Annotated in this window: 26 protein-coding genes; 13 read left to right on the top strand and 13 right to left on the bottom strand. The window is 69.9% G+C overall.

The window, feature by feature from the left end; all coding sequences use genetic code 11:
- The first annotated feature begins 9 nt into the window (after positions 1-9).
- The 10 genes from EJO66_RS07010 to EJO66_RS06965 are packed head-to-tail and all read left to right on the top strand — an operon-like array spanning position 10 to position 8,119.
- Positions 10-693, top strand: a complete 684-nt coding sequence (locus tag EJO66_RS07010) for a hypothetical protein (protein ID WP_125964806.1) — start codon at positions 10-12, stop codon at positions 691-693.
- Between the two features lie 38 nt (positions 694-731).
- Entirely contained in the window at positions 732-1,103 is a 372-nt protein-coding gene (locus EJO66_RS07005) for a hypothetical protein (protein ID WP_223262224.1), read from the top strand.
- 47 nt (positions 1,104-1,150) lie between these two features.
- Complete coding sequence (locus EJO66_RS07000; RefSeq protein ID WP_240648525.1) at positions 1,151-2,110, top strand: YVTN family beta-propeller repeat protein; 960 nt, start codon at positions 1,151-1,153, stop codon at positions 2,108-2,110.
- Positions 2,111-2,158: 48 nt separating this feature from the next.
- A complete protein-coding gene (locus EJO66_RS06995; protein ID WP_125964804.1) occupies positions 2,159-2,704 on the top strand; it encodes an SRPBCC family protein in 546 nt (181 codons plus the stop codon).
- A 21-nt stretch (positions 2,705-2,725) separates the two neighbouring features.
- Positions 2,726-3,745: an AAA family ATPase gene (locus EJO66_RS06990; protein ID WP_125964803.1), complete on the top strand. Its 1,020-nt coding sequence runs from the start codon at positions 2,726-2,728 to the stop codon at positions 3,743-3,745.
- A 4-nt stretch (positions 3,746-3,749) separates the two neighbouring features.
- Entirely contained in the window at positions 3,750-4,625 is an 876-nt protein-coding gene (locus EJO66_RS06985) for a DUF58 domain-containing protein (protein WP_125964802.1), read from the top strand.
- A gap of 5 nt (positions 4,626-4,630) precedes the next feature.
- Complete coding sequence (locus tag EJO66_RS06980; protein WP_125964852.1) at positions 4,631-5,557, top strand: calcium incorporation protein MxaA; 927 nt, start codon at positions 4,631-4,633, stop codon at positions 5,555-5,557.
- A gap of 14 nt (positions 5,558-5,571) precedes the next feature.
- Entirely contained in the window at positions 5,572-6,576 is a 1,005-nt protein-coding gene (locus EJO66_RS06975; RefSeq protein ID WP_125964801.1) for a vWA domain-containing protein, read from the top strand.
- Positions 6,573-7,124: an MxaK protein gene (locus tag EJO66_RS06970; protein WP_124958033.1), complete on the top strand. Its 552-nt coding sequence runs from the start codon at positions 6,573-6,575 to the stop codon at positions 7,122-7,124. Before EJO66_RS06975 ends, EJO66_RS06970 begins: the two co-directional genes overlap by 4 nt.
- Entirely contained in the window at positions 7,121-8,119 is a 999-nt protein-coding gene (locus tag EJO66_RS06965; protein ID WP_124958034.1) for a VWA domain-containing protein, read from the top strand. The genes EJO66_RS06970 and EJO66_RS06965 overlap by 4 nt, the downstream gene beginning before the upstream one ends.
- On the opposite strand, the gene pqqE is transcribed toward EJO66_RS06965, so the two are convergent.
- From pqqE to pqqA, 5 genes are all read right to left on the bottom strand, one after another.
- Positions 8,103-9,254: a pyrroloquinoline quinone biosynthesis protein PqqE gene (pqqE, locus tag EJO66_RS06960; RefSeq protein WP_125964800.1), complete on the bottom strand. Its 1,152-nt coding sequence runs from the start codon at positions 9,252-9,254 to the stop codon at positions 8,103-8,105. The two genes, EJO66_RS06965 and pqqE, sit on opposite strands and share 17 nt — an antisense overlap.
- The gene (pqqD, locus tag EJO66_RS06955; RefSeq protein WP_124958036.1) at positions 9,251-9,544 is read right to left on the bottom strand and encodes a pyrroloquinoline quinone biosynthesis peptide chaperone PqqD; all 294 of its coding nucleotides are present in this window, start codon (positions 9,542-9,544) and stop codon (positions 9,251-9,253) included. Before pqqD ends, pqqE begins: the two co-directional genes overlap by 4 nt.
- On the bottom strand, positions 9,541-10,305 hold the full coding sequence (gene pqqC / locus EJO66_RS06950; protein WP_124958037.1) for a pyrroloquinoline-quinone synthase PqqC: 765 nt from the start codon (positions 10,303-10,305) through the stop codon (positions 9,541-9,543). Before pqqC ends, pqqD begins: the two co-directional genes overlap by 4 nt.
- Positions 10,306-10,326: 21 nt before the next feature.
- Complete coding sequence (pqqB, locus tag EJO66_RS06945; protein WP_124958038.1) at positions 10,327-11,250, bottom strand: pyrroloquinoline quinone biosynthesis protein PqqB; 924 nt, start codon at positions 11,248-11,250, stop codon at positions 10,327-10,329.
- Between the two features lie 84 nt (positions 11,251-11,334).
- Entirely contained in the window at positions 11,335-11,409 is a 75-nt protein-coding gene (gene pqqA, locus EJO66_RS06940; protein WP_010100094.1) for a pyrroloquinoline quinone precursor peptide PqqA, read from the bottom strand.
- 171 nt (positions 11,410-11,580) lie between these two features.
- Between pqqA and EJO66_RS06935 the strand changes: the two genes are divergently transcribed.
- The 3 genes from EJO66_RS06935 to EJO66_RS06925 are packed head-to-tail and all read left to right on the top strand — an operon-like array spanning position 11,581 to position 14,602.
- Positions 11,581-12,582: an alpha/beta fold hydrolase gene (locus tag EJO66_RS06935; RefSeq protein ID WP_124958039.1), complete on the top strand. Its 1,002-nt coding sequence runs from the start codon at positions 11,581-11,583 to the stop codon at positions 12,580-12,582.
- The gene (locus EJO66_RS06930; protein ID WP_124958040.1) at positions 12,579-13,958 is read left to right on the top strand and encodes an ATP-binding protein; all 1,380 of its coding nucleotides are present in this window, start codon (positions 12,579-12,581) and stop codon (positions 13,956-13,958) included. The genes EJO66_RS06935 and EJO66_RS06930 overlap by 4 nt, the downstream gene beginning before the upstream one ends.
- Positions 13,955-14,602 carry a response regulator gene (locus EJO66_RS06925; RefSeq protein ID WP_021007691.1) on the top strand — a complete coding sequence of 216 codons (648 nt, stop codon included), beginning with the start codon at positions 13,955-13,957 and terminating at the stop codon, positions 14,600-14,602. Before EJO66_RS06930 ends, EJO66_RS06925 begins: the two co-directional genes overlap by 4 nt.
- Before the next feature lie 22 nt (positions 14,603-14,624).
- Here the strand turns inward: EJO66_RS06925 and EJO66_RS06920 are convergent, their stop codons facing one another.
- The 8 genes from EJO66_RS06920 to EJO66_RS06885 form a co-directional block, all read right to left on the bottom strand.
- Entirely contained in the window at positions 14,625-15,281 is a 657-nt protein-coding gene (locus EJO66_RS06920) for an HAD family hydrolase (protein WP_124958041.1), read from the bottom strand.
- A 37-nt stretch (positions 15,282-15,318) separates the two neighbouring features.
- Positions 15,319-17,211 (bottom strand): aminodeoxychorismate synthase component I, encoded by a 1,893-nt coding sequence (gene pabB, locus EJO66_RS06915; protein ID WP_124958042.1) that lies wholly within the window; start codon positions 17,209-17,211, stop codon positions 15,319-15,321.
- A gap of 2 nt (positions 17,212-17,213) precedes the next feature.
- Positions 17,214-17,747, bottom strand: a complete 534-nt coding sequence (fae, locus tag EJO66_RS06910; protein WP_124958043.1) for a formaldehyde-activating enzyme — start codon at positions 17,745-17,747, stop codon at positions 17,214-17,216.
- Positions 17,748-17,790: 43 nt separating this feature from the next.
- Positions 17,791-18,609: a formylmethanofuran dehydrogenase subunit C gene (locus EJO66_RS06905; protein ID WP_124958044.1), complete on the bottom strand. Its 819-nt coding sequence runs from the start codon at positions 18,607-18,609 to the stop codon at positions 17,791-17,793.
- Positions 18,606-19,559 (bottom strand): formylmethanofuran--tetrahydromethanopterin N-formyltransferase, encoded by a 954-nt coding sequence (gene fhcD / locus EJO66_RS06900; protein WP_124958045.1) that lies wholly within the window; start codon positions 19,557-19,559, stop codon positions 18,606-18,608. Before fhcD ends, EJO66_RS06905 begins: the two co-directional genes overlap by 4 nt.
- Complete coding sequence (locus EJO66_RS06895) at positions 19,556-21,241, bottom strand: formylmethanofuran dehydrogenase subunit A (protein WP_125964799.1); 1,686 nt, start codon at positions 21,239-21,241, stop codon at positions 19,556-19,558. The genes fhcD and EJO66_RS06895 overlap by 4 nt, the downstream gene beginning before the upstream one ends.
- Entirely contained in the window at positions 21,238-22,461 is a 1,224-nt protein-coding gene (locus EJO66_RS06890) for a molybdopterin-binding domain-containing protein (protein WP_125964798.1), read from the bottom strand. The genes EJO66_RS06895 and EJO66_RS06890 overlap by 4 nt, the downstream gene beginning before the upstream one ends.
- 232 nt (positions 22,462-22,693) lie before the next feature.
- Positions 22,694-23,428, bottom strand: coding sequence for a HisA/HisF-related TIM barrel protein (locus tag EJO66_RS06885; RefSeq protein WP_124958048.1), 735 nt, complete (start codon positions 23,426-23,428; stop codon positions 22,694-22,696).
- Positions 23,429-23,455: the final 27 nt, after the last annotated feature.

The raw sequence follows: 23,455 nt of genomic DNA, 5'->3' as shown, positions 1-23,455 counted from the left end.
TCTTTCCCCATGCGCCTCGCCATCGCCGCTTCGCTCTGCGTCCTGCTCCTGTCTCTCCCGGCCTCGCACGCCGAGCCCGACAAGCGCGACTTCTCGCCCGCCGAACGCCTGCTGTTCATGACGCCGCAGCTGAAAGGCCTGCAGGCGCCCATGCTGCTGCGCTACACCTTCGGCAAGACCGGCAGCTTCGAGGAATCGTTTGCCGACAGCGTGACCGTGTCCCTGAGCGCCAAGGAAGACGGCCGCTGCTGCGACGCCAAGGGCGTGTTCCTGAGCGGTGCGCGCAAGCTGCAGGTGCCCGACGTGCCGGCCGCCGACGGCAATCCCGTGATCCTCTATTTCCTGGAGCACGACGTGCGCGAGATGAAGCGCCTCACGCGCGGCTCCGAGTACCACTTTCGCAAGCGCATCCGCATGGGGATCTACCAGGCCGCCGAAGTGCGCGACGTGTCGCTGCGCTACCAGGGCCGCGCCATCAAGGGCAAGGAAATCGTCTTCAGCCCCTTCCTGGACGACCCGAACCGGCCGAAGTACGAGAAGTTCGCGACCAAGAGCTACCGCTTCACGCTGTCCGACGCGGTGCCGGGCGGCGTCTACGGCATCCGCACTTCCATTCCGGGCGAAAGCGCCGCGGCCCAGCCCCTCGTCGTCGAGGAGCTCCTGATCGAGGGGGCGAAGGCGCCGGCGCGCTAGCGCCTGTTGCCTCTCACGAAATTCTTCCAGCGAACGCCATGAAAAAAACAGTCCGCCTTCTCTTTTGTCTTCTGGGCCTCCCGATGGCCGTGCATGGCGCGCCGCACGCGAACGACTTTCCCACGGTGGACCGCGTGCTGTACGTGCAGGAATGCATCGCTGCGCATCCGGACGCAGGCAACTTCGAGATGACGAACAAGTGCTCCTGCGCGCTCGACGCGCTCGCCAGGGAAGTGAAGTACGACGAGTATGTGCAGCTGAGCACCGCCGCCAAGGCCACCACCATCGGCGGCGAGCGCGGCGGCTACATCCGCGACTCGGAGAAGCTGCAGACCGACATCAAGCGCTACAAGGCGCTCCAGGCCAAGGTGACCAAGGGCTGCTTCATCGGCCCTGCCACCGCGCGCTGAGCCGCATCCCGGGCCGACCGATCGCCATGCCGGGTATCGCGACACCTGTGCACGCCGGAGTTGCCGCGATGCTGCTGTGCGCCTCGGCCTGGGCCTCGCCGTTCGCCTACATCACCAACCAGGGCAGCCACGACGTGTCGGTGATCGACCTTGCCTCTCAGCAGGTGGTGGCCACCGTCCCGGTGGGCCGGTCGCCGGCCGGCGTGGTGGCGTCCAGCCGCGCTGGCCGGGTCTTCGTCTCCAATCCCGACAGCAAGACCATCTCGGTCATCGACATGCGCCAGCAGAAGGTCGTGAGCACGCTGTCGGCCGGCGACGGGCCGGTGGGCATCGACATCTCGGCCGACGGCAAGCGCCTGTACGTGGCCGACTGGTACAGCAGCCGCCTGCTGGTGTACGACGCACAGGCCGGCGATGCCTCCAAGTTCCTGGCCTCGGTCGCGGTCGGCCGCGCGCCCGCCGGCGTGGCTGCGCATCCCGATGGCGCCACCGTTTTCGTGGCCGAGCGCGACGACGACCGCGTGGCCGTGGTCGACACCGCTTCGCGGCGGGTGCTGGCGCGCGTGCGCGTCGGCAGCCATCCGTTCGCGCTGCTCTACGACGCCCCGCGCTCGCGCCTCTATGCGCTCAACGTGCAGAGCAACGACGTCTCGGTGGTGGACATGCGCGACATCCGCCGCCCGGCCGTCATCGCCACGATGAAGGTGGGCAAGGCCCCCTACGGCGCGGCGCTGGCCCAGGGCGGTGCGCTGCTCTACGTGACCAACCAGCACGAAGACTCGGTCAGCGTGATCGACGCCGCCTCGCTGAAGCTGCTGCGCACCCTCCCCGGCTTCGCCTACCCCGAAGGCATTGCCGCGCACGGCGACCGCGTCTACGTCGTGAACTGGATGGACGACAACGTGCAGGTGCTGGACGCCGCGAGCGGGCGGAAGCTCAAGACCATTGCCACGGGGCAGAACAGCCGCGGCTTCGGTGCCTTCATCGGCACGCCGATCGAGCCCTGACGTATTTTTGACGACCGATCTTTTCTCCACCTCATCACGGATATTTCCATGCTGACACACGCTTCCGGCCGACGGGCGCTCTCCGTTCTTCTCGCATCGATCCTGCTTGCCGCATCGGCACCGAGCCAGGCCCACGGGCCCACGCGCCAGAAGGTGAGCGAGAAAGTCACCATCGAGGCCCCGGCCGATGCCGTCTGGGCCAGGATCAAGAACTTCAATGCGCTGAAGGACTGGCATCCGGCCGTGGCCGAGAGCGCGGCCGACAAGGGCAATGCCGAAGGCTCGGTGCGCACCGTCAAGCTCAAGTCCGGTGGCACGCTGGTCGAGACGCTCGAAGGCTACGACGACGCGAAGATGAAATACAACTACCGCGCCAAGGACGGCGGCGCGCTGCCGGTCACCAACTACACCTCCGTGCTCTCGGTGGTGGCCGACGGCGGCAAGTCGGTCGTCGAATGGCGCGGCGCCTTCTATCGCGGATTTCCCAACAACAATCCGCCGCCCGAGCTCAACGACGAGGCGGCGCTCAAGGCCGTGACCGACGTCTACCGCGGCGGCCTCGCCCACCTGAAGAAGATGATGGAGTCGAAGTAGCCCGCGGCGCCGGACACCATCATGGGCACCGAAGAACAACTCGAAGACTGGCGCCGGCTCGCGCTGCGCGTCGAAAGCGAAGTCGCGAAAGCAGTGATCGGCCAGGCCGAGACGATCCGCCTCATCAACGTGGCGCTGTTCGCGCGCGGCCACGTGCTGCTCGAGGGCGACGTGGGCGTCGGCAAGACCACGGTGCTGCGCGCCTTCTCGCGCGCCATCGGCGGCGATTTCGAGCGCGTCGAGGGCACGGTCGACCTGATGCCCGGCGACCTGGTCTATCACACCTACGTGGATGCCGAGGGCCGGCCACGCATCGACCCGGGGCCGCTGCTGCGCCACGGCGAGCGCCTGGTCACCTTCTTCTTCAACGAGATCAACCGGGCGCGGCCGCAGGTGCAGTCGCTGCTGCTGCGCGCGATGGCCGAGCGCACGGTGTCGGCCTTCGACCGCGAGTACAGCTTTCCGCACATGACGGTGTTCGCCGACCGCAACAAGGTCGAGCGCGAAGAGACCTTCGAGCTGGCTTCGGCGGCGCGCGACCGCTTCATGTTCGAGCTGAACATGCCCAAGCCCGGCGACCGCGGCATCCGCCAGTCGCTGGTGTTCGACACCGCCTACCACGACACCGAGAGCCTGATCGACAAGGTGGCGCCCGCCATCCTGCCCTGGGACCGGCTCAACGCCATCGGCGCGCAGGTGCAGCTCAGCGTGCGCGCCAGCGAGACCATCGAGCGCTATGTGCTCGACGTGTGGGAGGCCACCGAGGCGCCGCAGAAGTTCGGCATCCGGCTCGACGGCGTGGACATGGACCGCCTGATCCTGGCCGGCGCCAGCCCGCGCGGCATGAGCGCACTGCTGCGCGCGGCGCGCACCGTGGCCTGGCTCGAAGGCCGCTCGCACCTGGAGCCGGCCGACCTGGCGGCCGTGCTGCCCTCGGTGCTCGGGCACCGCGTCTTCTTCACGCCCGTGTACGAGTTGCGCCGCGCAGAACTCTCGGAAGCACTGGTGGCACAGATCATGGACAAGATCGCCGCCCCCTGATGCCATGGACCGCGTCGACGAATTCCACTACCAGCTGCCGCGCCGCTTCGGCGGCTGGCGTCCGGGCGCGCAGCGCGGCCTGAGCCAGGGCAGCGGGCAGGAATTCGCCGCGCACCGGCGGCTGTTCGACCATCCCGACCCGCGCCGCATCGACCTGCGCGCGAGCGTGCGCGAGGGCCGCGGCGACTGGCTGGTGCGCATCCACCGGCTGCGCGTGGCGATACCCGTGCACGTGGTGGCCGACGTGTCGGCCTCGATGCATTTCGGCGCCGAGCGGCGCAAGCTCGATGTGGTGGCCGACCTGGTCGAGGCGCTGGGCTACAGCGCCTTTCGCGCCGGCGACACCGTCGGCCTGCTGGCCTTCGACCAGCGCGAGCGCGAAGACCTCTTCGTGCCCGCGCGCCACAGCCGCGGCAACGGCAGCCTGATGGCGCGGATGCTGCGCGAATGCCCTGCGGCCACGGGCACACCACCCACGGACGACCACGCGCTGGCGGGCCTGCGCCGCGCCACCGAACGGCTGGTGGGCCGCGGCGGGCTGGTGTTTCTCGCGTCCGACTTCCACTGGCCGGTCGGCGCGCTCGGCGAACTGCTCGAACAGTTCTCGCCCGCCTGCGTCGTTCCGCTGGTGGCCTGGGACCCGGCCGAGATCGAACCGCCCGACGCCCGCGCGCTGGTCGCCCTGCGCGACGCCGAAACCGGCGCGCGGCGCAGCCTGTGGATGCGCGATTCGCTGCGCGCGCGGTGGCGCGAATCGGTCGCGGCGCGCCGCGCCGAACTCACCGCCCTGTTCAACGCGCACGGCATGCCGCCCTTTCACCTGCAGGGCCGCTTCGACGCCGAGGCGCTCACGCGCTATTTCCTGGAGACGGCGGCATGAGCGCAATGAACCTTGTTCATCCCGCAGCGCTGGCATTGGCGCTGGTGCTGACCGCCCTGCCCACCGGTTTTTCACTCGCCGCCGATCCCGCCACGCCCGCCGCAGCCGCAGCCGCAGCCGCAACCATCGAACAGCCGCGCAGCTTCGGCCATGTGCTCGGCGACGTGCTCACGCAGCGCGTGCTGCTCGAACACCAAGGCCGGCCGCTCGAGCCCGGCCTGCTTCCCGCCGCGGCGCGCATCGATCTCTGGCTCGAACGCAGGCCATCGCGCATCGAGACCGATGCAGAGGGACGGCGCTGGCTCGCCATCGAATACCAGCTCATCAATGCGCCGCGCGCGCTGACCGCCATCTCGCTGCCGGCCCTGACGATCGCCACCGGCTCTGGCCCGGCGATCGCGCTGCCCGCATGGCCGGTCAGCATCGGGCCGCTGACGCCGGCGGAAACCTTCGGCCAGGGCGACCTGCAGCCGCTGCGGCCGGACCGCCCGATCGCGGCGCTTGCGACCCATCCCATCGAACAGCATCTGAAGCTCTCGCTCCTTGCGCTGCTCGCGGTGCTGCTGGCCTGGCTCGCCTGGTGGGCCTGGCGCAACATGCGCGAAGCGCAGCAGCTTCCGTTCGCGCATGCCTGGCGCGAGCTCAAGCGCATCGACGATCCGGCAAGCAGCCCCGAGGCATGGCGCGTGCTGCACCGCGCGCTCAACAGGAGCGCCGGCCGCGTCGTGCACGGCGCCAGCCTGCCGCAACTGCTGGCCGACGCGCCCTATCTGCGCCCGCTGCAGCCGCGCCTGGAAGACTTCTACCGCGAGTCGACCCGGCGCTTTTTCTTCGCCGAAAGCGCCGCCGCACCGGCGCAGCCCCAGGCCGCCTATCCGCTCAAGCCGTTGTGCCGCGCGCTGCGCAACGCGGAAAAGCGCCACCGGCATTGACCGGCGACAAAGCCATGCGCTTCGACCTCGCCCAGCCCTGGATGCTCGTGCTGCTGCCGCTCGCGCTGCTGCCGCTCTTGCGCAAGCGAAGCGACACACTGGGCTTCTCGTATGTGGCCTGGCTGCCGGCCGATCGCATCGGCCGCCTGGTCGGCTTTCTGTGGCGCGCGTTCGCGGTCGGCGCCATGGCCTTTACGGTGCTCGGGCTCGCGGGGCCGGGGCAATCGGGCGCCGTGGTCGAGCGCGCCGGGCGCGGCGCCGAGGTGCTGATCCTGATGGACCGCAGCAGCAGCATGGACGCGACGGTGCACACCAACGGTCTGCAGACCGCGGGCCGCATGTCGCAGGAGCCCAAGGCCAAGGTCGTGCGCGACCTGCTGAGCGAATTCGTGGCCAAGCGGCCCGACAACCGCTTTGCCTTCATGACCTTCAGCACGGTGCCGATCGCGGTGGTGCCGTTCACGCAGAAGACCGACACGGTGCAGGCCGCGCTCGCCGCCACCGCCGTCGGCCGCGGCCTGCCCGAGACCCGCATGGGCGTGGCGCTGCTCGCCGCCATCGAGGAATTCGAAGGCCGCAGCTATTCGGGCAGCCGCGTGATCCTGATCGTTTCGGACGGCGGGGCGCAGCTCGACGAGCCGACGCGCCAGCGCATCCACGCCGGCCTCGCGCGCGAAAAGATCGGCCTGTACTGGATCTACGTGCGCAGCGGCCCCAATTCGCCCAACCTCAACACCGAGACGGTCTCGGCCTACGGCCTCGGCGAGGAACTGGCGCTGCACCAGTTCTTCAAGACGCTGGGCACGCCCTACCGGCTCTACCAGGTCGACGATTCCACCGCGATGGCCGCCGCCATGGCCGAGATCGACCGGCAGCAGAATTTTCCACTCACCATTCATGAGCGGGTTCCGCGGCGCGACCACGGCGCCGCGTTCTACCTTGCAGCGATGCTGTGCTGCGCGGGCCTGCTCGCCTGCCGCGCGGTGCAGCTGCAGAGCTGGCGGAAGGAAAGCCCATGAAGCGACGCACGGTTCACCTGGTCTTCGGCGTGCTGAGCCTGTGCTGCGTGGGCGTGGCGCTGGAACGCGGGCTGAGGCTGCGCCAGACGATGAGCCTCAACACGAAGATCGCGCGCATCGCCGCCGCGCCGGTCGGCAAGGAAGCAACGACGGCGCCGCTTTCGGCGCCGCGCGAGCTGCAGCTGGCGCAGGCACTGGCGCTCTCGAAGGCCGGCGCGCACGATGCCGCGCTCAAGGGCTACGCGAGCCTGATCCAGGCCGGCGAGCGCGATCCCGTCGCACAGCAGGCGCTGTTCAACCTGGGCAACATGTACCTGCGCCAGGGCATGGCGCAGGACGCTGGCGCGCTGCCGCTGTTCGAACTCGGCAAGCAGCGGCTGCGCGACCTGCTGCGCGCCGCGCCCGAGGACTGGGATGCGCGCTACAACCTGGAGCGCGCGCTGCGGCTCGCGCCTGAGGACCAGGAAGCCTTCTCCGCTGAGCAGCAGCCGGCGCACGAGCAGCGCCGGGTCCGGGTGCCGGGCTTCGTCGCCGGAGACCTGCCATGAGGCCGCCGCTGCCGCAGCGGTGGCGCGCCGCCTGGCAGCGCATCGGCGGCAGCACCGGCAGCTGGCCGCTGGTGCTGGCCCTGCTGCTGCTGGCGCTCGCCGTCTGGCCGCCGCGCGTGCAGCTGCAGCGGCCGGTGTTCAACTGGCAGGTCAGCTTCGACATCACGCAGAGCATGAATGTCGAGGACGTGGAGCTGGACCACGCAGCGGTCAGCCGCCTCACGCTCGCGCGCGCCGCCATGCGCGACGTGCTGGGCGCGCTGCCCTGCGGCTCCAGAGTGGGTTGGAGCGTTTTCGCGGACTACCGCTCGCTGGTGATCCTCGCGCCCGTCGAGGTCTGCAGCCACTACGAGGAACTGCTGGCCTCGCTCGAGCGCATCGATGGCCGCATGCGCTGGGCCAACGCCAGCAACGTGAGCAAGGGCGTGACCTGGGCCGTGCGCGGCGCCCGCAGCGTAGGGCACGACACCCATTTCGTCTTCATCAGCGACGGGCAGGAATCGCCCCCGCTGCGCATCAACGAGACGCCGCCCATGACGGACATCAAGCCCGGCGAAGTCCAGGGCTGGCTGATCGGCGTGGGCGGCGACGTGCCGATGCCGATTCCCAAGACCGGCAGCAACGGCGAGCCTGCCGGCTACTGGCGGGCCGACGAGGTGGTGCAGGGCTCGGCCATCGGCAGCGCGCTGAACCATGAACATCTCTCCGAGCTGCGGCAGGACCACCTGCGTGCGCTGGCCGAACTGGTCGGCGTGAACTACCGGCGCCTGAACACGCCCGAGGCACTGAAGACCGCCATGCTGGACCGCCGCTACGCCCAGTATCTGCCGGCCGACACGGACCTGCGGTGGATTCCCGCGCTGCTGGCGCTGCTGCTGCTGGCGTGGCGGTTCGCGCCGGATCTGGGCTGGCTGCGCGAACGGCGGCCAAATAAACGGGAAAAGAAGGCGATCGATCGCAGCCTGCCGCCGCGCGGCCTCACGCGTCCGGCGTGACGAGGGCCGCGGAAAGCCGCCGCGAATTGGCGGGATCGCGGAACACCAGCGGATGCTCCTTCGGCGCCGCCGGATCGCGCGCGGCCGCGCGTTCCACCGCCTCGACCACGCGGTGGTGGTCCGGGCTCTTCGCGCACACCGGATCGGCCGCGGCCGCGTCCTGGGCCAGCAGGTAGGCCTGGCAGCGGCAGCCGCCCAGGTCCTGCTCGCGCTGGTCGCAGCTCGCGCAGGGCTCCTTCATCCAGCCGGTGCCGCGGTAGCGGTTGAAGCCTTCGGAATCGAACCAGATCTCGCGCAGGCTGTGCGCCTTCACGTTCGGAAATTCGAGGCCCGGCAGCATCTTGGCCGTGTGGCAAGGCAGCGCGGTGCCGTCGGGCGCCACGGTAAGGAACATGCTGCCCCAGCCGTTGACGCATTTCTTGGCCTTGCCCTCGTGGTAGTCGGGCGCCACGAAGAAGATCCGCATGCGCTCGCCGAGCCGCTTGCGCCAGGCGTCGGTCGCCTCCTCGGCATGGCGCAGCTGCTCGTGCGTGGGCAGCAGCTGGTCGCGGTTGACGAAGGCCCACGAGTAGTACTGGGTGTTGGCAAGCTCGAGGTACTCGGCCCCCATCTCGTGCGCCATCTCGATGATGCGGTCGATGTGGTCGATGTTCATGCGGTGGATCACCACGTTCAGCACCATCGGCCAGCCCTGGTCCTTGATGATCTTCGCCACCCGGTTCTTGAGCTCGAAGGTCTTGGTGTGCGAGAGGAAGTCGTTCATCTCGCGCGTGGAGTCCTGGAACGACAGCTGCACGTGGTCCAGGCCCGCGGCCTTCAGCGCGGCGGCGCGCTGCGCCGTGAGGCCCACGCCCGAGGTCAGCAGGTTGGTGTAGTAGCCCAGGCGCGCGGCCTCGGCAATGATGATCTCGAGGTCGTCGCGCAGGAGCGGCTCGCCGCCCGAGAGGCCGCACTGCACCGCGCCGAGCTCGCGGCCTTCGCGCAGCACGCGCAGCCAGTCCTCGGTGCCCAGTTCGTTCTCCTGCTGCGCGAAGTCCACCGGGTTGAAGCAGAACACGCAGTGCAGCGGGCAGCGGTAGGTCAGCTCGGCCAGCAGCCAGAGCGGCGGCCCGGGGCGCGGCGGCGCGGCGGTCATTGGGGGTCCCAGCGCAGCCAGTTCTGCTGCGCCGCCATTTCGACGAAGCCGCGCACCTCGGGCTCGAGCCCGGTGGTGTCGAAGGCCTGCTCCAGGTCGGCCACGATGGCCGCGACGCTGCGCTCGCCGTCGCAGCGCTTCATGATCTCGCCCGCGCTGCCGTTGAGCCGCACCATGCCCTCGGGGTAGAGCAGCACATGGCATTCCTGCGCCGACTCCCACTGCAGGCGGAATCCGGGACCGACGCGGGGTTTGCTTTCGGCGGTGAGCATGGTCTTGTTCCCGGTCATGCGCCGTTCACGCCGTAGCGCGTCGCCATCGCATCGTTCATGGCCCAGAGGATGTCGAGCTTGAACTGCAGTATCTCGAGCGCGCGCTCCTGCAGCGCGCGGGTGTCGAAGTGGTCGAGCGTGATGGCCAGGCCCTGCTCCACGTCGCGCCTCGCCTGGCTCACCCGGTTGCGGAAGTAGTCGAGGCCTGCCGATTCGATCCACGCATAGTGCTCGGGCCAGGTGGCCAGGCGCTGCTTGTGGATCTCGGGCGCGAACAGTTCGGTGAGCGAGGAGCACACGGCCTCCTGCCAGGGCGCGCGGCGCGCGAAGTTCACGTAGGCATCGACCGCGAAGCGCACCGCCGGCACCACGTGGCGCAGGTCGCGCACTTCTTCGCGCGCGAGCCCCACGGCCTCGGCCAGGCGCAGCCAGGCCTCGACGCCGCCTTCGTCCTTGATCCCGCCGAGCTCGAAGCCGTCGTGGTCGAGGATGCGCTGCACCCAGCCGCGGCGCACCTGCTGGTCGGGGCAGTTCGAGAGCACGGCGGCGTCCTTGATCGGAATCGCGATCTGGTAGTAGAAGCGGTTCGCCACCCAGCCGCGGATCTGCTCGGGCGTGGCCCGGCCGCTGTTGAGCATGACGTTGAACGGATGGTGGATGTGATAGCTGCGGCCGCGCTCGCGCAGCTTGGCTTCGAACTCCTCGCGGTTCCATGCCGGGCCGGCTTTCTCGCTGCCTGTGGCTGGGTGGAACGGGTCCTGGATCCTGTCGGCGTGCATGGCGGGCTCGGTGCCTCTTCTTCAGAGTTGGATCGTCATCCCGTCCTCGCAGGGCTCGATGCCTGCGCGCCGCAGCGCCGCATGCTCTTCGGAGTCCTCGTCGAGGATGGGGTTGGTGTTGTTGATGTGGATCAGCATGCGCCGCGCGGTGGTCGCGGGCAGCTTAGACAGCCATTCGATCATGCCGCCCTCGCCCGACTGCGGCAGGTGGCCGATCTCGCGCGCGCGCTTGCTGCTCACGCCCAGGCGAATCATTTCGTCGTCGGTCCAGAAGGTGCCGTCGACCATGACCGCGTCGGCGCTGGCCATGGCGTCGAACACGGGCGGCGTGATGGCGCCCAGGCCCGGCGCGTAGAACAGGCTCCCGCCGCTCCTGCGGTCGAGAATGGTCACGCCGATGTTGTCGCCCGGCACCTGCTGCTCGCGGTGCGGCGAGTACGGCGCGGCCTTGCCGGTCAGCGCCATCGCGCGGAAGACCAGGCCGGGCACGCCGGGCACCTCGAAGGAATTGCCGTCGAGCGTGATCGCGTGGCGCGCCACGCCGCAGTAGTGCGAGAGCACGCGCAGCACGGGATTACCCTCACTCAGGTCTTCGGCGACCGGGTCGGTGCACCACAGCGGCAGCGGCGTGCCGCGCTCGCGCAGCATGAAGAGGCCGGTGGCATGGTCGACCTGGCCGTCGATCAGCACCACGCCGGCGATGGCGGTGTCGCGCATCGCGCGTGCGGGCTGCAATATGGGGCTGCTGCGGATCTGCTCCAGGATGTCGGGCGATGCGTTGAACAGCACGCCGTCCTCGCCCTCGTCGGGGCGCACGAAGATCGACGACTGCGTGCGCGGCCTGGCGCGCACCGTGCCGTTGCGCACGCCGGCGCAATTGGGGCAGTTGCAGTTCCACTGCGGAAAGCCGCCGCCGGCGGCCGAGCCCAGGACGGTGATGCGCATCGGGAGATGAAAAAAGAAGAAAGACGCAGGGGCTCTAAACAACCCGCCCCGGGAGTGCCGGGGCGGGTTGTGGCGAGGCGCAGCTCAACGAGCGCTGACGTACATCGTGATCTCGAAGCCGAAGCGAAGATCGGTGGCCGTCGGGGTTTCCCACTTCATAGGGTGTCTCCTGCAAGGTTGCACAGCGCCATGTGGCGGCTGCGGGAACTTCGTGTGCTCCGGTCCCCATCTTGAACCCATGAACCACCGAGACCCAGCCATGAAATCATGATTCGCACTTCATGATTTTCATGAATAGCGGCAACAGGGCCACCGCGTACCATCGCCCTCGTGCTTCCCACCGGCCTGTACCCCGAATCTCCGCCCTGGCGCACCCACGCATTGGAGGTGCCGCATGGCCACGTGCTGCATGTAGAAGAAGGTGGCAATCCGGAAGGCATCTGCGCCGTGGTCCTGCACGGCGGGCCCGGCTCGGGCAGCTCGCCGCTGCTGCGGCGCTTCTTCGATCCGGCGCGATACCGCGTGATCAGCATCGACCAGCGCGGCGCCGGCCGAAGCCAGCCGCGCGGCGCGACGGCGCACAACCGCACGGCCGACCTGCTCGACGACCTGCACCGCGTGCGCGAACAACTCGGGGTGCCGCGCTGGCTGGTGGTCGGCGGCTCGTGGGGCGCCACGCTGGCGCTGGCCCATGCGGCGTTCGAGCCGCAAGCGGTGGCGGCGCTGCTGCTGCGCGCGGTGTTCCTGCCGAACGCCGAAGAGATCGGCGCCTTCTTCCAGGACAGCGCCGGCCGCGCACCCGCCGCGTGGGCGCGGTTCGCGTCCGTGGCGCCGGCCGGCGAGCGCGGCGACATGCTGGGCTTCCTGGCCCGCGGCCTGCAGCAAGTGCCGGCCGATGGCGATGCCGCGCTGCCCCGGCAGCTCGCGCTCGCCTGGTGGCGCTGGGAGCAAAGCCTCGCGCGCGGCGCGGACGCGGCGACCAGCGAGCCGCCAACAGCCGAACCCGACCGAAACACGCTCGACGCCTTGGTCGACCGCTATCGCGTGCAGAGCCACTACCTGCTGCACCGCTGCTGGCTCGATTCACCCCCGCTGCTGGACCGCCTGGCCGCACTGCCCCGCGTGCCCACCCTGCTGCTGCATTCGCGCGACGACCGCATCTGCCCGCCGCGTTGCGCACAGGCCGTGCAAGATCGCATGGCGCACAGCCAGTTGCAATGGGTCGACGGCGCAGGCCACGACCCCGCGCACCCGGCCATGGCCTCTGCGATGGTCGCCGCGCTCGACGGCTACGCGCGGCATGGCCATTTCGGCAATGCGCCCGCACCATGACGCTGCGCCTGAAGATCAACCTCATCGTCAGCCTGCTGACGCTGCTGTTCGTCGCGGCCATGCTCGCGCTGCAGATGCGCGCCATGCGCGAATCGGTGCACGAGGAAGTCGTGGCCGCCAATCGCGTGGCCGCGCAACTGCTGAACCGCACCGCCTGGCTCTATGCGGCCCAGGGCACGCCGGCCATGCTGTCGTTCCTGCAGGGCGTCGGGCGCGTGCGCTCCAACGACATCACGCTGCTCGACAGCGAGGATCGCGTGCTGTACAGCTCGCCGACTTCGATCTACAAGGCCGGCCGCGATGCGCCGGATTGGTTCGCCGGCCTTGTCTCGCCGCCACCGTCGCAGCTGTCCATCGCCTTTCCGGGTGGCAAGCTGATGGTGAATTCCAACGCGTCGCGCGCCGTGCTCGACGCGTGGGACGATTTCGTGCTGCTGACGCTCAGCGCGCTGGGCCTGCTGGCGGTCGTCAATGCCGGCGTGTTCTGGCTCGTGGGCCGCGCGACGCGCCCGTTCGCGGACATCGTGCATGCACTGAACCAGCTCGAGAGCGGGCGCTTCGACGTTTCCCTGCGCGCCCTGCCCGGCACCGAGGCGGCGGCCATCGGCGCCGCCTTCAACCGCATGGTCGGCATGCTGCAGCAGCACATCGAGACCGAACGGCGCGCCGTACGCGCCGAGAGCCGCCTCTCCGAAAGCCGCGAGTTGGGCCGCTGGGTCGACCAGAAGATCGAGCAGGAGCGCCGCCTGATCGCGCGCGAGCTGCACGACGAGCTGGGCCAATCGGTCACCGCGATGCGCAGCATGGCCCTGTCGATCGCACAGCGCGTGCAGGCGCTCGATCCACAGTCAGAGCAGGCGGCGCGGCTGATCGCCGAGGAGTCGGGGCGGCTCTACACGGCCATGCACGGCATGATCCCGCGCCTGACTCCGCTGGTGCTCGACAAGTTCGGGCTGGTGGCCGCGCTCGAGGACCTGGTCGAGCGAACCCGCAACAGCCATGGCGGCGTGCAGGTCGAGTGGCACCTGGAAATCGAGCTCGACCGCCTGCGGCTCGACACCGACACCGCGCTGGTGCTGTACCGCGCCGCGCAGGAAGGCATCACCAACGCATTGCGGCACGGCGAGGCGCGCCATATCGTGCTGGCCCTGCAGGGCGACGAACAGACGGTGAAGCTCACGCTGACCGACGACGGGCGCGGCCTGCCCGGCCCTGACGCCGCAAGGGAAACCAGCACAGGGCACTATGGCCTGCGTTGGCTTGCCGAGCGCATCGACAGCCTGGGCGGCGACCTGCGCCTCGAACCCGCCGCGCCCAGCGGCGCCCAATTGACGGTGCGCCTGCCCTTGCCGGCGGCCGCCGCGGAGAACACATGACCCAGGCGATTCAGCCGATTCGAGTGATGCTGGTGGACGACCATGCGCTGGTGCGCATGGGCTTTCGCATGCTGCTGGCCGACGCGCAGATCGAAGTGGCGGCCGAGGCCGACACCGGCGAGCAGGCCTGCCAGGACTATCCGCAGGTGCGGCCCGACGTGGTGGTGATGGACCTGTCGATGCCCGGCATGGGCGGCCTGGAGGCGCTGCGCCGCCTGCTGGCGCACGACCCCAAGGCGCGCGTGCTGGCGCTGTCGGCGCACGAGGACACGATCCATCCGCGCCGCGTACTGCGCGCCGGCGCACTCGGCTACCTGGCCAAGCGCAGTGCGCCCGATGCGCTGATTGCCGCAGTGAAGGCCGTGGCGCGCGGCGACCGCTACATCGACGCCAACACCGCCCAGGCGCTGGCCACGGCGCAGATCGAGGGCGAGGCCAATCCGGCCGACCTGCTCAGCGAGCGCGAGTTCTCGGTCTTCATCCAGCTCGCGCGCGGCATGACGGTGGCGCAGATTGCCAGCACGCTGAACCTCTCGCTCAGCACGGTGGGCTCGCACCTGTACCGCGTCAAGCAGAAGCTGGGCGCCACCAACCAGGCGGAGCTCACGTGGGTGGCGCTGCGCTGGGGGCTGATCCAGGTCTAGCGCGCGAACCCGATCCGGGCTCTCAGCTGCGTTCCAGGATCGGCCAGCCGGCCTCGACGGCCCGGGCGCGCAGGCGATCGTCGGGCGTCACCGCCACCGGATCGGTCACGGCGCACAAGAGCGGCAGGTCGCTGGCCGAATCGGAATAGAACCACGACTGCTCGAGTGCTTCGAGCCGCGTGCCGCGCGTGGCGAGCCACTGGTTCACGTGCATCAGCTTGTGGACGCCGAAGCACGGATCGCCGTCGATGCCGCCGTCGAGCGTGTCGTCGATCACCAGGGAGCGCGTCGCCAGCACGTCGGCCACGCCGAACACGCGGCCGAAAGGCTCGGCGATGAAGCGGGTGGTGGCAGTCACGATGGCGCAGACATGGCCCGCGTCCTGGTGCCTGCGCACCAGCGCGCGCATCGGCACGGGCACCTGCGGCGCGATCTCGGCTTCGAACTCCGCCGCCCATTGGCGCAGCGCGGCCATGCCGAAGCGCGCGAGCGGCGCGACGCTGACCCGATGCAATTCGCGGATGTCCAGCGTGCCGTCCACGTACTGCCGGCAATAGCCCAGGTAGACCGTCTCGGCATCGGCCGGCAGCACGCCGCGCGCCACCAGGAAGCGCGTCCAGGCCATGCCGCTGTCGAATGGAATCAGCGTGTGGTCCAGGTCGAACAGCGCCAGCTTCATCGGCGACCTCGGTCGAGCAAAGCGCGGGCCCGGCTTTTCAAGCGGCGGCCGCCTCGTGCGGCTGCGGTTGCCGAACCAGCTGCGCCGGCAGCACGCCGCGCAGCGCATTGCAGACCACGAGCTTCTGCGCGGCCTCCAGGTCTTGCCGGTACAGGCTGCGTTCGGTGGCCTCCCAGATCGAGTCTTCGATCAGCACGCCGCGCATCACGCCGGGCAGCGCGCCATCGGCAACAGGCGGCGTCCACCAGCGTCCGTTGATGCGCGCGAACACGGTGCTGCGCCCGCCTTCGACGAGCCTGCCGTCTTCGGTGAAGAACAGGCTGTCGAAGGCGCCGGCGCGTTCGGCCGCGCGCACGCCGGCGTCGTAGTGCTGGCGCACGGTGGTCTTGTAGGCCGCCAGCGGATTCGCATTGGGCAACCGCTGGCCGGCAATCAGCAGCTTCACTGCGCCCGGCGGCAAGGGCGGCAGCGGCGAATGCGTGATGCCGATGCGCCCGCCGTGCGCCAGCGCGAGCCGCAGGCGCGAGGGCTGGCCGGGCGCGAGCGCGGGCAAGGCCTCCCGCAGCGCCTGCATAGAGGCATCGCGGTCGAACCGGAAGCCCAACGCACGCGCGCTGCGCGCCAGCCTCGCGAGGTGCCGGTCCAAGTAGCGGATGCCTTCGCCAGGCGTGACCAGCATGGTCTCGAAGAGCTCGAAGCCGGGATCGAGCGCGGTGAGAAAGCGCGCCTTGAGCAGGCATTCCTCGAACTCGTCGGCCGCAATGCTGTCCTGCACGATGCCTGCGCCAATGCCCAGCCGCAGCGGCCGCAGGCCCTTCGCCTGCGCGCCCAGCGTGAGTGTGCGGATCGCCACCGACAGACAGAAGTCGCCGATGGCCGCGCCCTCCGCCGACGCATCGATCCAGCCGATCGCGCCGCAGTAGAGGCCGCGCGGCGTACTTTCGAGCTCGCCGATCCACTCCATGGTGCGATGCTTGGGCGCACCCGTGATGGAGCCGCAGGGAAACACCGCGCGCAGCAGCTCCGGCATGCCGACACCGGCGCGCAGCCGTGCCTGCACGGTCGAGGTCATCTGGAACACCGTGGCGTAGGGCTCGATGGCAAAGAGCGTCGGCACCTTGACGGAACCGATCTGCGCCACGCGGCCGATGTCGTTGCGCAGCAAGTCCACGATCATCACGTTCTCGGCGCGGTTCTTGGCGTCGACCGAGAGCCGGCGCGCCATCTCGCTGTCGCCCTCGGGCGCATCGGCGCGGGCCGCGGTGCCTTTCATCGGGCGCGCGGTGAGCACGCCCGCGTCGTGGCGCAGGAAGAGTTCGGGCGAGCACGAGAGCACGTGGGTGATGTCGCCCTGTCCCGCCTTTGAATTGCTTTCGGGCAAGGCGATCAGCGCGCCGTAGGCCACGGGCTGCCGCTCGCGCAGGCGCCGGTACAGCGCCACGGGCGAGCCGTAGCCCTGGCCCTGCAGCCGGTAGGTGAAGTTGACCTGGTAGGTTTCGCCCGCGGCGATGGCGTCGTGGATGCGCGCGATGGCCTCGGTGAAGGCCGGCTCGTCGATGCTGGGCTGCAGATCCATCACGCCGACGGGCTGCGGCGGATTGGCCTCGCTCGCCTCGCGCTGCTCCAGCCAGCTGGCGACCTCGTCCAACGAAAGCATCGCGCATTCGCGGAACATCAGCACGCGCAGCGCCGAGGCATCGTCGGCCGCAAGCCGTGCATGCCCCGCGCGCTGCAGCCTGGCGCCCCATTCGTAGTCGGCCAGCAGCACCGCGTGCAGGCCCTGCCGCAGGTCGGCATCGACGTGTGCCCAGGTTGCATCGAGATCGGCCGGATCGGCGCAGTGGTGCTCGCGCACGAAGCCGGTGTGCAGCCGGCTGGTGGGCCGCGCGGGCGTCGAGCCGCAGTCGTCGAGGAGCGCGAACGAAGGCAAGGTCAGCTCCAGTCGTCCATGTCGTGCTTGATGCGGTGGCGGTTGGCGATCAGCTCGTCCACCGACGGCTCGTTGTTCAGCGCGCGCCGGATCGCGAGCTTGGTGGCTTCGTAGTTGGTGCGGTACATGTCTTTCTTGTCGAGGTTCTCGTCCTTGGCGCAGCGCGGATCGATCCACACCAGGCTGATGATGCACAGCGTGTTGGCATGTTCCCGGGGAATGATGCCATCGATCAGGCAATCGACCACCGCATCGGCGGTTGCGCTTTGCACCACGCCACCGAACAGGTCGATGTTGGCCACGTCCTTCAGCGTGACCTTGGGCACCATGATGGTCGCGGGTCGCACGAGCTGGTTGCAGGCGCGGATCGCGAACATCGCGGTGTGGCCCTTGCTCTGCGCCATCATGTTGGCAAAGGCCTGGCCCACGGGACCATCGGTTGCGCCGATCAGGATCTCGGGCATGGCGTCGGTGAACTGGCCTTCCTTGGCAAGGACGGTGGCTTCGCCGGCATGGAAAAGATAGGGATGCGTCATGGAAAGGAACTCAGGAGTGGTTTGAAAAGAAGGCCGGGACGGGTCACGGGCACAGGATGAGTTCGCCCTTGCCGTCGGCCGAGAGATCGCCCAGGTGGCGTTCGATGCGGCGCGTGGGCAAGGCCGAAAAAGCTCCGCCGTGGCGCGCCAGATCACGCGCCAGCAGGGCCCAGAACACCGGCGTCGCGGTCCGGTTCGGCACGAAGGTCAACCCCGCCGGCAGCGCCGCGCCCGGCCCTGCAAGGACGATGCTGCCGCGGCGCATGCCGTAGCCCGCATGCGCGCCGGCCTTGCCGCCGACGGCGATCGTGCCCGCCACCATGCGCGAGCCCAGGAACGCGCCCGCATCGCCATGGACCAGCGCGGACCCGCGGCGCATGCGGTCGCCGAAGCGCTCGCCCGCATGGCCATGGACCACGAGGGTGCCACCGCGCATGCCGTCCATGCTGCCGGGCAAGGTGCTGGCTGCGAAGTCGCCGACGTCGCCCTTCACGTCGATGCTGCCGCCGGCCATTTCGCAGGCGGCCAGCAGGCCGGCGCTGCCATCGATCTGCAGCGCGCCGCCGCGCATGCAGCCGCCCGCATAGTGGCCCGCATCGCCTTCGACGCGGATGCAGCCGCCGTCCATCTGCCAGCCGATGCGGTCGAAGCGCCCGAGATCGCCTTCGAAGCGAAGCACGCCCTCTTCCGTGCCCGGCGCAGCATCGAACAGCTCGGCCAGGGGCAGCATCGCGTTGCCATGGCCCACGCGCAGCTGCTCGATCTGCGCGGCCGAGAGTTCCGCCAGCGCGGCCGGCGTGATGCCGCGCAGATCGACACGCAGCGCCGGCGCCTGCCGCAGCCTGAAGTGCCATCCGTTCATGCCGCATCTCCCGCCACGCCCAGCAGCTTGTGCAGGTGGAAATGAAACGGCCCCAGCTTGCCGCCATAGTTGCCGGCCGAAATGCGCAGCAGGCCGCCCGCCGGTCCGATGGCAATGGCGGCCTCCATGCCCACGCGCATGGCGGCACCCACGTCGGCCTCGGTCAGGCCGTCGATCACGATTTCCATCACGCAGCCGATCTCCTGTGCGGATGCTCCGCTCGCCAGTTCGCTGTGCGCCACCAGCCCGACGAGGCTCGGGCAGAAGGCATCGTTGGTCGAAGCATTGAGATTCGCATAGCGGCTGCCGACCTTCGAGCCCGATCGCACCACGCCGCCCGGAAACGGCATCACCACGTTGGGCAGCCGCTTCATCGCCGCCACGGCGGCCTCGGCGGCGGCCAGCGCGGCATCGGTGTCGCGCGCGAGCAGCAGCAGGTTGCCGCCGCCCACGGCCTTCACCACGGGCGTGTCTTCCTGCGCGACGAATTCGCCGTCCATCACCGGCACGCGCCAGTAGCGCACGCCATCGATCACCTTCGAGATCTGCCAGCCGTCGCCGAAGAAGCGCAGGTTCTTGCCGAGCGCGGCCACGTCGCTGCCGGGTGCGCCGCGCGGCAGGCCCGCGAACACCGCGGTGGTCGGGCAGGTCAGCACGCACTGGCCGACGCGGCGCTCGAGCTGCTTGCCGAGCTCCTTCCCCGACATCGAGAAGATCAGCACGCTCACGCCGGGCCGGCCATCGGGCGATTCGTCCGGCAATATCTCGCGCTCGATGCCGGCCTCGCAGCCGCAGGCGATCACCGAGGTCGCGAAGCCGGTGGCCGACACCGCCGCATGGCGCGCCCACGCCATGTTGTGCGCCGTGATGAGGATGCGCGTGGCCTTCATCGGAAAGGCCTCGGCAAAGGTCTGGTCGATGACGACGCCGTTGCGCTCCAGGGCCTTCACGACGACGACTCCTTGAAGCACTCGGCCGGCAGCAGGCGCCCGCCGTTGCAGCATTGGCACAGCTCGTCGTGCCCGATGGCGATGTGGTCGAAGTTGACCGAACCCTGCGCCGCAAGATGCCGGCGCAGCCGCTTCTCGATGCCGCGGTCGTAGTCCGGCGCGACGAAGTGCGTGCCGCCTACCGGCGCCGCCGTGACGCGGCCCGCGCGCGAGACCAGCACGCCGTCCTTGAACACGTATTCGGGCGTCGCGAACATGGCTTCGCGGTCGGCGTTCTCGCGGTACACCGCAATGTCGGCCGCCGCGCCCGCACCCAGGTGGCCGCGGTCGCGCAGGCCCAGCAGCCGCGCCGGGCCGGCGCGGGTCATGATCGCGATCTCGTAGAGCGAAAGCTCGCGCGTGATCGAGCGCAGCGCGGCCTGCGCCGCGACTTCGGGATGCAGCTTGGCGAGCTGTTCCTCGCGGAAGCTGCGGTCCATCAAGAGGCGGATCAGGTGCGGATAGCTCGTGAACGGGCCGCCGTTGGGATGGTCGGTGGTCAGCACCACGCGCCACGGATCGTCGACCAGGAGAAAGATCTCCAGCCCGATGACCCACTGCAGCGCATTCACGTAGCTCTGCTCGCGGTAGCGGAACGGCACCACGCCGCAGCCGGCCTCGCACTCGATGTCGGCGCCGATCCACTTGCGCGGATCGGCCAGGCCCGACTGCGCATGCTGGCGCATGGTGTCGCCCGAGGCCGTGACGGTCTGGCCGAACATGATCTGGCCCACGTCGATGCTCACGTTCTTGTTCGCGTTCACCACCTCGGCAAGCTGCAGCGCGGCCGAGGAGAACTTCTTCGGCCCCTCGGTGCCATAGGCGTGGAACTGGATGTGCGTCAGGTGCCCGGGCAGTCCGTCGAGCGCGGCGATGGTGTCGAGCGTGGACTGGATGTTGCCGGCCACGCCCAGGTTGCTCCCGTGGATGTGCAGCGGATGCGGCACGCCAAGCTCGCGCAGCGCGCGCGCCAGCGTGTGCACCACCTGCCGCGGCGTGACCTGCCAGTGCACATGGTTCTCGTCGACGTCGAGCTTGCGCTGGTTGAACTTGAAGGCCGAGATGCCGCCCGGGTTCACCACCTTCACGCCCATCGCCTTGCTGGCGTTGATGGTCCAGCCCGCGTAGTCGCGGATGCGCTCGAAGTCCCAGCCCTCGGCCAGCATGCGCAGGAAGAGCTCGTCGTTGCCGAGCATCACGTAGGCGCCGTGGTCGAGGATCGGCGTGTCGCCCATCTCCATGTGCGCGTGGCGCGCGTTGCAGGCCATCATGGCCGGCTCGAAGGCCGCCGTGTAGCCCATCTCGACATAGCGGTAGCCGGTGGCCAGCGTGCCCGGCGTGCAGGTGCCGCACGAGGCGAGCTCGAGCACGTTGTCGGGCAGCGCAATGGGGTTCGCATTGGCGCGGTGGTCTTCGGGCAGCAGCATGCGCGCGAGGTTGACCTTGCCGCCGCCGATGTGGGTGTGCATGTCGATGCCGCCGGCCATCACGATGCAGCCGCCGATGTCGATCTCCTCGGTGGCGGCCTCGTCCGGTGCGAGCTCGACCATGCGGCCGCCCTGCACGTACAGGTCGCGCACCTCGTCGCGGCCATTCGCGGGATCGATGACGCGGCCGCCGCGCAAGCGCAGTGTCGCCGTCATTGCACGCGCTCCTTCTTCAGCGCCTGCACCGCCTGCGTCAGGCGCCGGACCACCTCGGCCACGCTCGGCAGCCCGTCCTCGTACACGGGCCGCAGCGGCAGCAGCACCGAGCCGTCGGTGCGGAACAGATGGCCCACGGAGCCGATGCCGGGTGTCGACACGGGAATGAACACCAGCCCGTGCGCATCCCGCGGCACGGGCATGCCGGGATGGCCGAGCACGATGCGCGGCACGCCGGCCGGCGGTGGCGCCGGCTCGGGGCCGTAGCTCGACACCCACAGCAGCGTATCGGCCGCGCCATCGGCCAGCAGGCGCCCGGCATCGAAGCACAGCGGCTCATGCTCCAGGCCCAGCGGTCCGGCGCGCGAACGCAGCGGCAGGCCCGAGAGCCAGGCGAACACCTGGTTCACGGTGGAGGCGCCATCGCCGCCGCCCAGCGGCAGCGAAGCCGCGCGCGTGCTGCGGTTGAGCGTGGCGACGATGCGCTGGATGGCCTCGACGATCAGCGCGCCCTGCGCCGGCAGCCGGCCCGATTCGTACACCAGTACCGCATAGCGCGCTGCCTGCAGCCGTGCCGAGAGCGCCGCCAGATCGGCCGGCACGCGGGCATCGTCCTTGGAAACACGGCCCGCGACGAGCGCCGCGAGCAGCGCCACGGTGTCGAACAGGTCGCCGTGCAGCGGCAGCGCTTCCACCGCCACGCCCTCCCGCTCCCCCACGCCGATGCGGCGGAAGATCTCCGGGTAGTGCGCCGCCGGTTCCTCGGTCATGCAGACGACCAGGTCGGCCCGCGTCCTCGCTTCCGCCAGCGTGGTGCTGAAGCCGCCGCGGTCCTGCAGCGCGCGCAGGCCGTGCATCAGCGCCGTCCCATGGGCCGGGTCGCAGATGGCGCCGGTTTCGCAGGCCAGCGCATAGAGCGCCCGGGCACCCGCGACATCGGTGCCGAGGCCGCCGAACAGGGGCTGGCGGCTGGCCGCGAGCAGCGAGGCGGCCTTGCCGAGCGCCGTGTCCAGGTCGCAGTCCTGGCCGTCGACCCGAGGCCGCCCCGCGCCGGCTTCGGCATCGAAGTTGGCGAGCGCCTTGCGCGCGCGCGGGCAGTCGCTGCCCACGAGCCTGAGCGGCGTGCCCACCGCCACGCCGAAGGTGTCGCACAGCAGGGGGCAAAAGGGGCAGGTCCAGGGGGCATTGCCGGCAGGCGCGGCAGTGTCGGGTTGATTCATGGGCAGGCCACCACGCAAGCCATGTGCCATTCACCCGAAGGGCCGCCGCGCCTTGGGACCGGGCCCTGTTGACACACACGAAGTGAGACAGAGTGTTGCGCTTTTGGCGGTCAATGCGTGCCGGCAGGGGCCGGCGGCAGTGCAGGCGAGCCCGCCGGTGGATGGCACGGTTCGTGTGTACAGCGGGCGGATGGCACGCCTCACCCACCCTCGTCGCACCGGCTTCGGCAGATCAGCGGCGTACGCGTGGCAGTTGCAGGTCGTGCAGCGCGCTGGCCACCAGCCAGGCATCGGCGCCGGCCGCGCTCGCGCGCGCCAGGTCGTCCTCGCTGCGGATGCCGCCGGCACCGATCACCATGGCGCCCGGCGCCAGGCGCCTCACCTCCTGCAGCGTTTCCAGGTCGGGGCCGGCGCCGGAGCCGACGCGCTCCAGCGTCATCACGATCAGCCGCTTCGGCCACAGCGCCACCGCATCCCAGCAGCCGGCCGCATCGAGCCGCTGGCCGTCGCGCCGGTCCAGCGACAGCGCCGCCCCGGGGCCATCGGCGCCATCACCGGCCGTGGCCTCGAAACAGCGCTCCAGCGCCTCGCGCGAACGCAGCGATTCGCTGCCGAACACCAGCACGATGCGCGAGGCATACGGCGCCAGCTGTTCGCGCAGCGCCTGGCCGGCCGATGCGTCCGCAAGGCCGGCATCCAGCCACAGCTCCATGCCCGGCAGTGCCTGCAGCAGATCGGCCAGCACGCCGGCCTGCACCGCCCCGCCCTGCAAGGCATCGAGGTCGGCCACGTACAGCTGGCGGGCCGCGCAGTGCTCGCACAGGATGCGCGCCACCGTCACCGGATCGCTGCTGGCGCACAGCGCCGAAACGATCGGCCGGTAGGCCTTGCGGTCGCCGCGCACGGCCCGCACCACTTGGCCCTTCAGCAGGTCGACGACAGGGATCAGGTTCAGTTCGGAAGTCATGGGAAGGATGGGGAAGAGCCCGGAAAG

The organism is Variovorax beijingensis, assembly GCF_003951285.1.
Classification (GTDB): Bacteria; Pseudomonadota; Gammaproteobacteria; order Burkholderiales; family Burkholderiaceae_C; genus Variovorax; species Variovorax beijingensis.
Note: the sequence above shows the minus strand (reverse complement) of the source record. Positions and strands in the feature narration are given on the sequence as shown.

What these genes read in the sequence shown, in the direction of transcription:
- EJO66_RS07010 (WP_125964806.1), top strand. Translation starts at nt 10, where the DNA reads ATGCGCCTCGCCATCGCCGCTTCGCTCTGCGTCCTGCTCCTGTCTCTC.
- EJO66_RS07005 (WP_223262224.1), top strand. Translation starts at nt 732, where the DNA reads ATGAAAAAAACAGTCCGCCTTCTCTTTTGTCTTCTGGGCCTCCCGATG.
- EJO66_RS06995 (WP_125964804.1), top strand. Translation starts at nt 2,159, where the DNA reads ATGCTGACACACGCTTCCGGCCGACGGGCGCTCTCCGTTCTTCTCGCA.
- EJO66_RS06990 (WP_125964803.1), top strand. Translation starts at nt 2,726, where the DNA reads ATGGGCACCGAAGAACAACTCGAAGACTGGCGCCGGCTCGCGCTGCGC.
- EJO66_RS06985 (WP_125964802.1), top strand. Translation starts at nt 3,750, where the DNA reads ATGGACCGCGTCGACGAATTCCACTACCAGCTGCCGCGCCGCTTCGGC.
- EJO66_RS06980 (WP_125964852.1), top strand. Translation starts at nt 4,631, where the DNA reads ATGAACCTTGTTCATCCCGCAGCGCTGGCATTGGCGCTGGTGCTGACC.
- EJO66_RS06975 (WP_125964801.1), top strand. Translation starts at nt 5,572, where the DNA reads ATGCGCTTCGACCTCGCCCAGCCCTGGATGCTCGTGCTGCTGCCGCTC.
- EJO66_RS06970 (WP_124958033.1), top strand. Translation starts at nt 6,573, where the DNA reads ATGAAGCGACGCACGGTTCACCTGGTCTTCGGCGTGCTGAGCCTGTGC.
- EJO66_RS06965 (WP_124958034.1), top strand. Translation starts at nt 7,121, where the DNA reads ATGAGGCCGCCGCTGCCGCAGCGGTGGCGCGCCGCCTGGCAGCGCATC.
- pqqE (WP_125964800.1), bottom strand. Translation starts at nt 9,254, where the DNA reads ATGACCGCCGCGCCGCCGCGCCCCGGGCCGCCGCTCTGGCTGCTGGCC.
- pqqD (WP_124958036.1), bottom strand. Translation starts at nt 9,544, where the DNA reads ATGACCGGGAACAAGACCATGCTCACCGCCGAAAGCAAACCCCGCGTC.
- pqqC (WP_124958037.1), bottom strand. Translation starts at nt 10,305, where the DNA reads ATGCACGCCGACAGGATCCAGGACCCGTTCCACCCAGCCACAGGCAGC.
- pqqB (WP_124958038.1), bottom strand. Translation starts at nt 11,250, where the DNA reads ATGCGCATCACCGTCCTGGGCTCGGCCGCCGGCGGCGGCTTTCCGCAG.
- EJO66_RS06930 (WP_124958040.1), top strand. Translation starts at nt 12,579, where the DNA reads ATGACGCTGCGCCTGAAGATCAACCTCATCGTCAGCCTGCTGACGCTG.
- EJO66_RS06925 (WP_021007691.1), top strand. Translation starts at nt 13,955, where the DNA reads ATGACCCAGGCGATTCAGCCGATTCGAGTGATGCTGGTGGACGACCAT.
- EJO66_RS06920 (WP_124958041.1), bottom strand. Translation starts at nt 15,281, where the DNA reads ATGAAGCTGGCGCTGTTCGACCTGGACCACACGCTGATTCCATTCGAC.
- fae (WP_124958043.1), bottom strand. Translation starts at nt 17,747, where the DNA reads ATGACGCATCCCTATCTTTTCCATGCCGGCGAAGCCACCGTCCTTGCC.
- EJO66_RS06905 (WP_124958044.1), bottom strand. Translation starts at nt 18,609, where the DNA reads ATGAACGGATGGCACTTCAGGCTGCGGCAGGCGCCGGCGCTGCGTGTC.
- EJO66_RS06895 (WP_125964799.1), bottom strand. Translation starts at nt 21,241, where the DNA reads ATGACGGCGACACTGCGCTTGCGCGGCGGCCGCGTCATCGATCCCGCG.
- EJO66_RS06890 (WP_125964798.1), bottom strand. Translation starts at nt 22,461, where the DNA reads ATGAATCAACCCGACACTGCCGCGCCTGCCGGCAATGCCCCCTGGACC.
- EJO66_RS06885 (WP_124958048.1), bottom strand. Translation starts at nt 23,428, where the DNA reads ATGACTTCCGAACTGAACCTGATCCCTGTCGTCGACCTGCTGAAGGGC.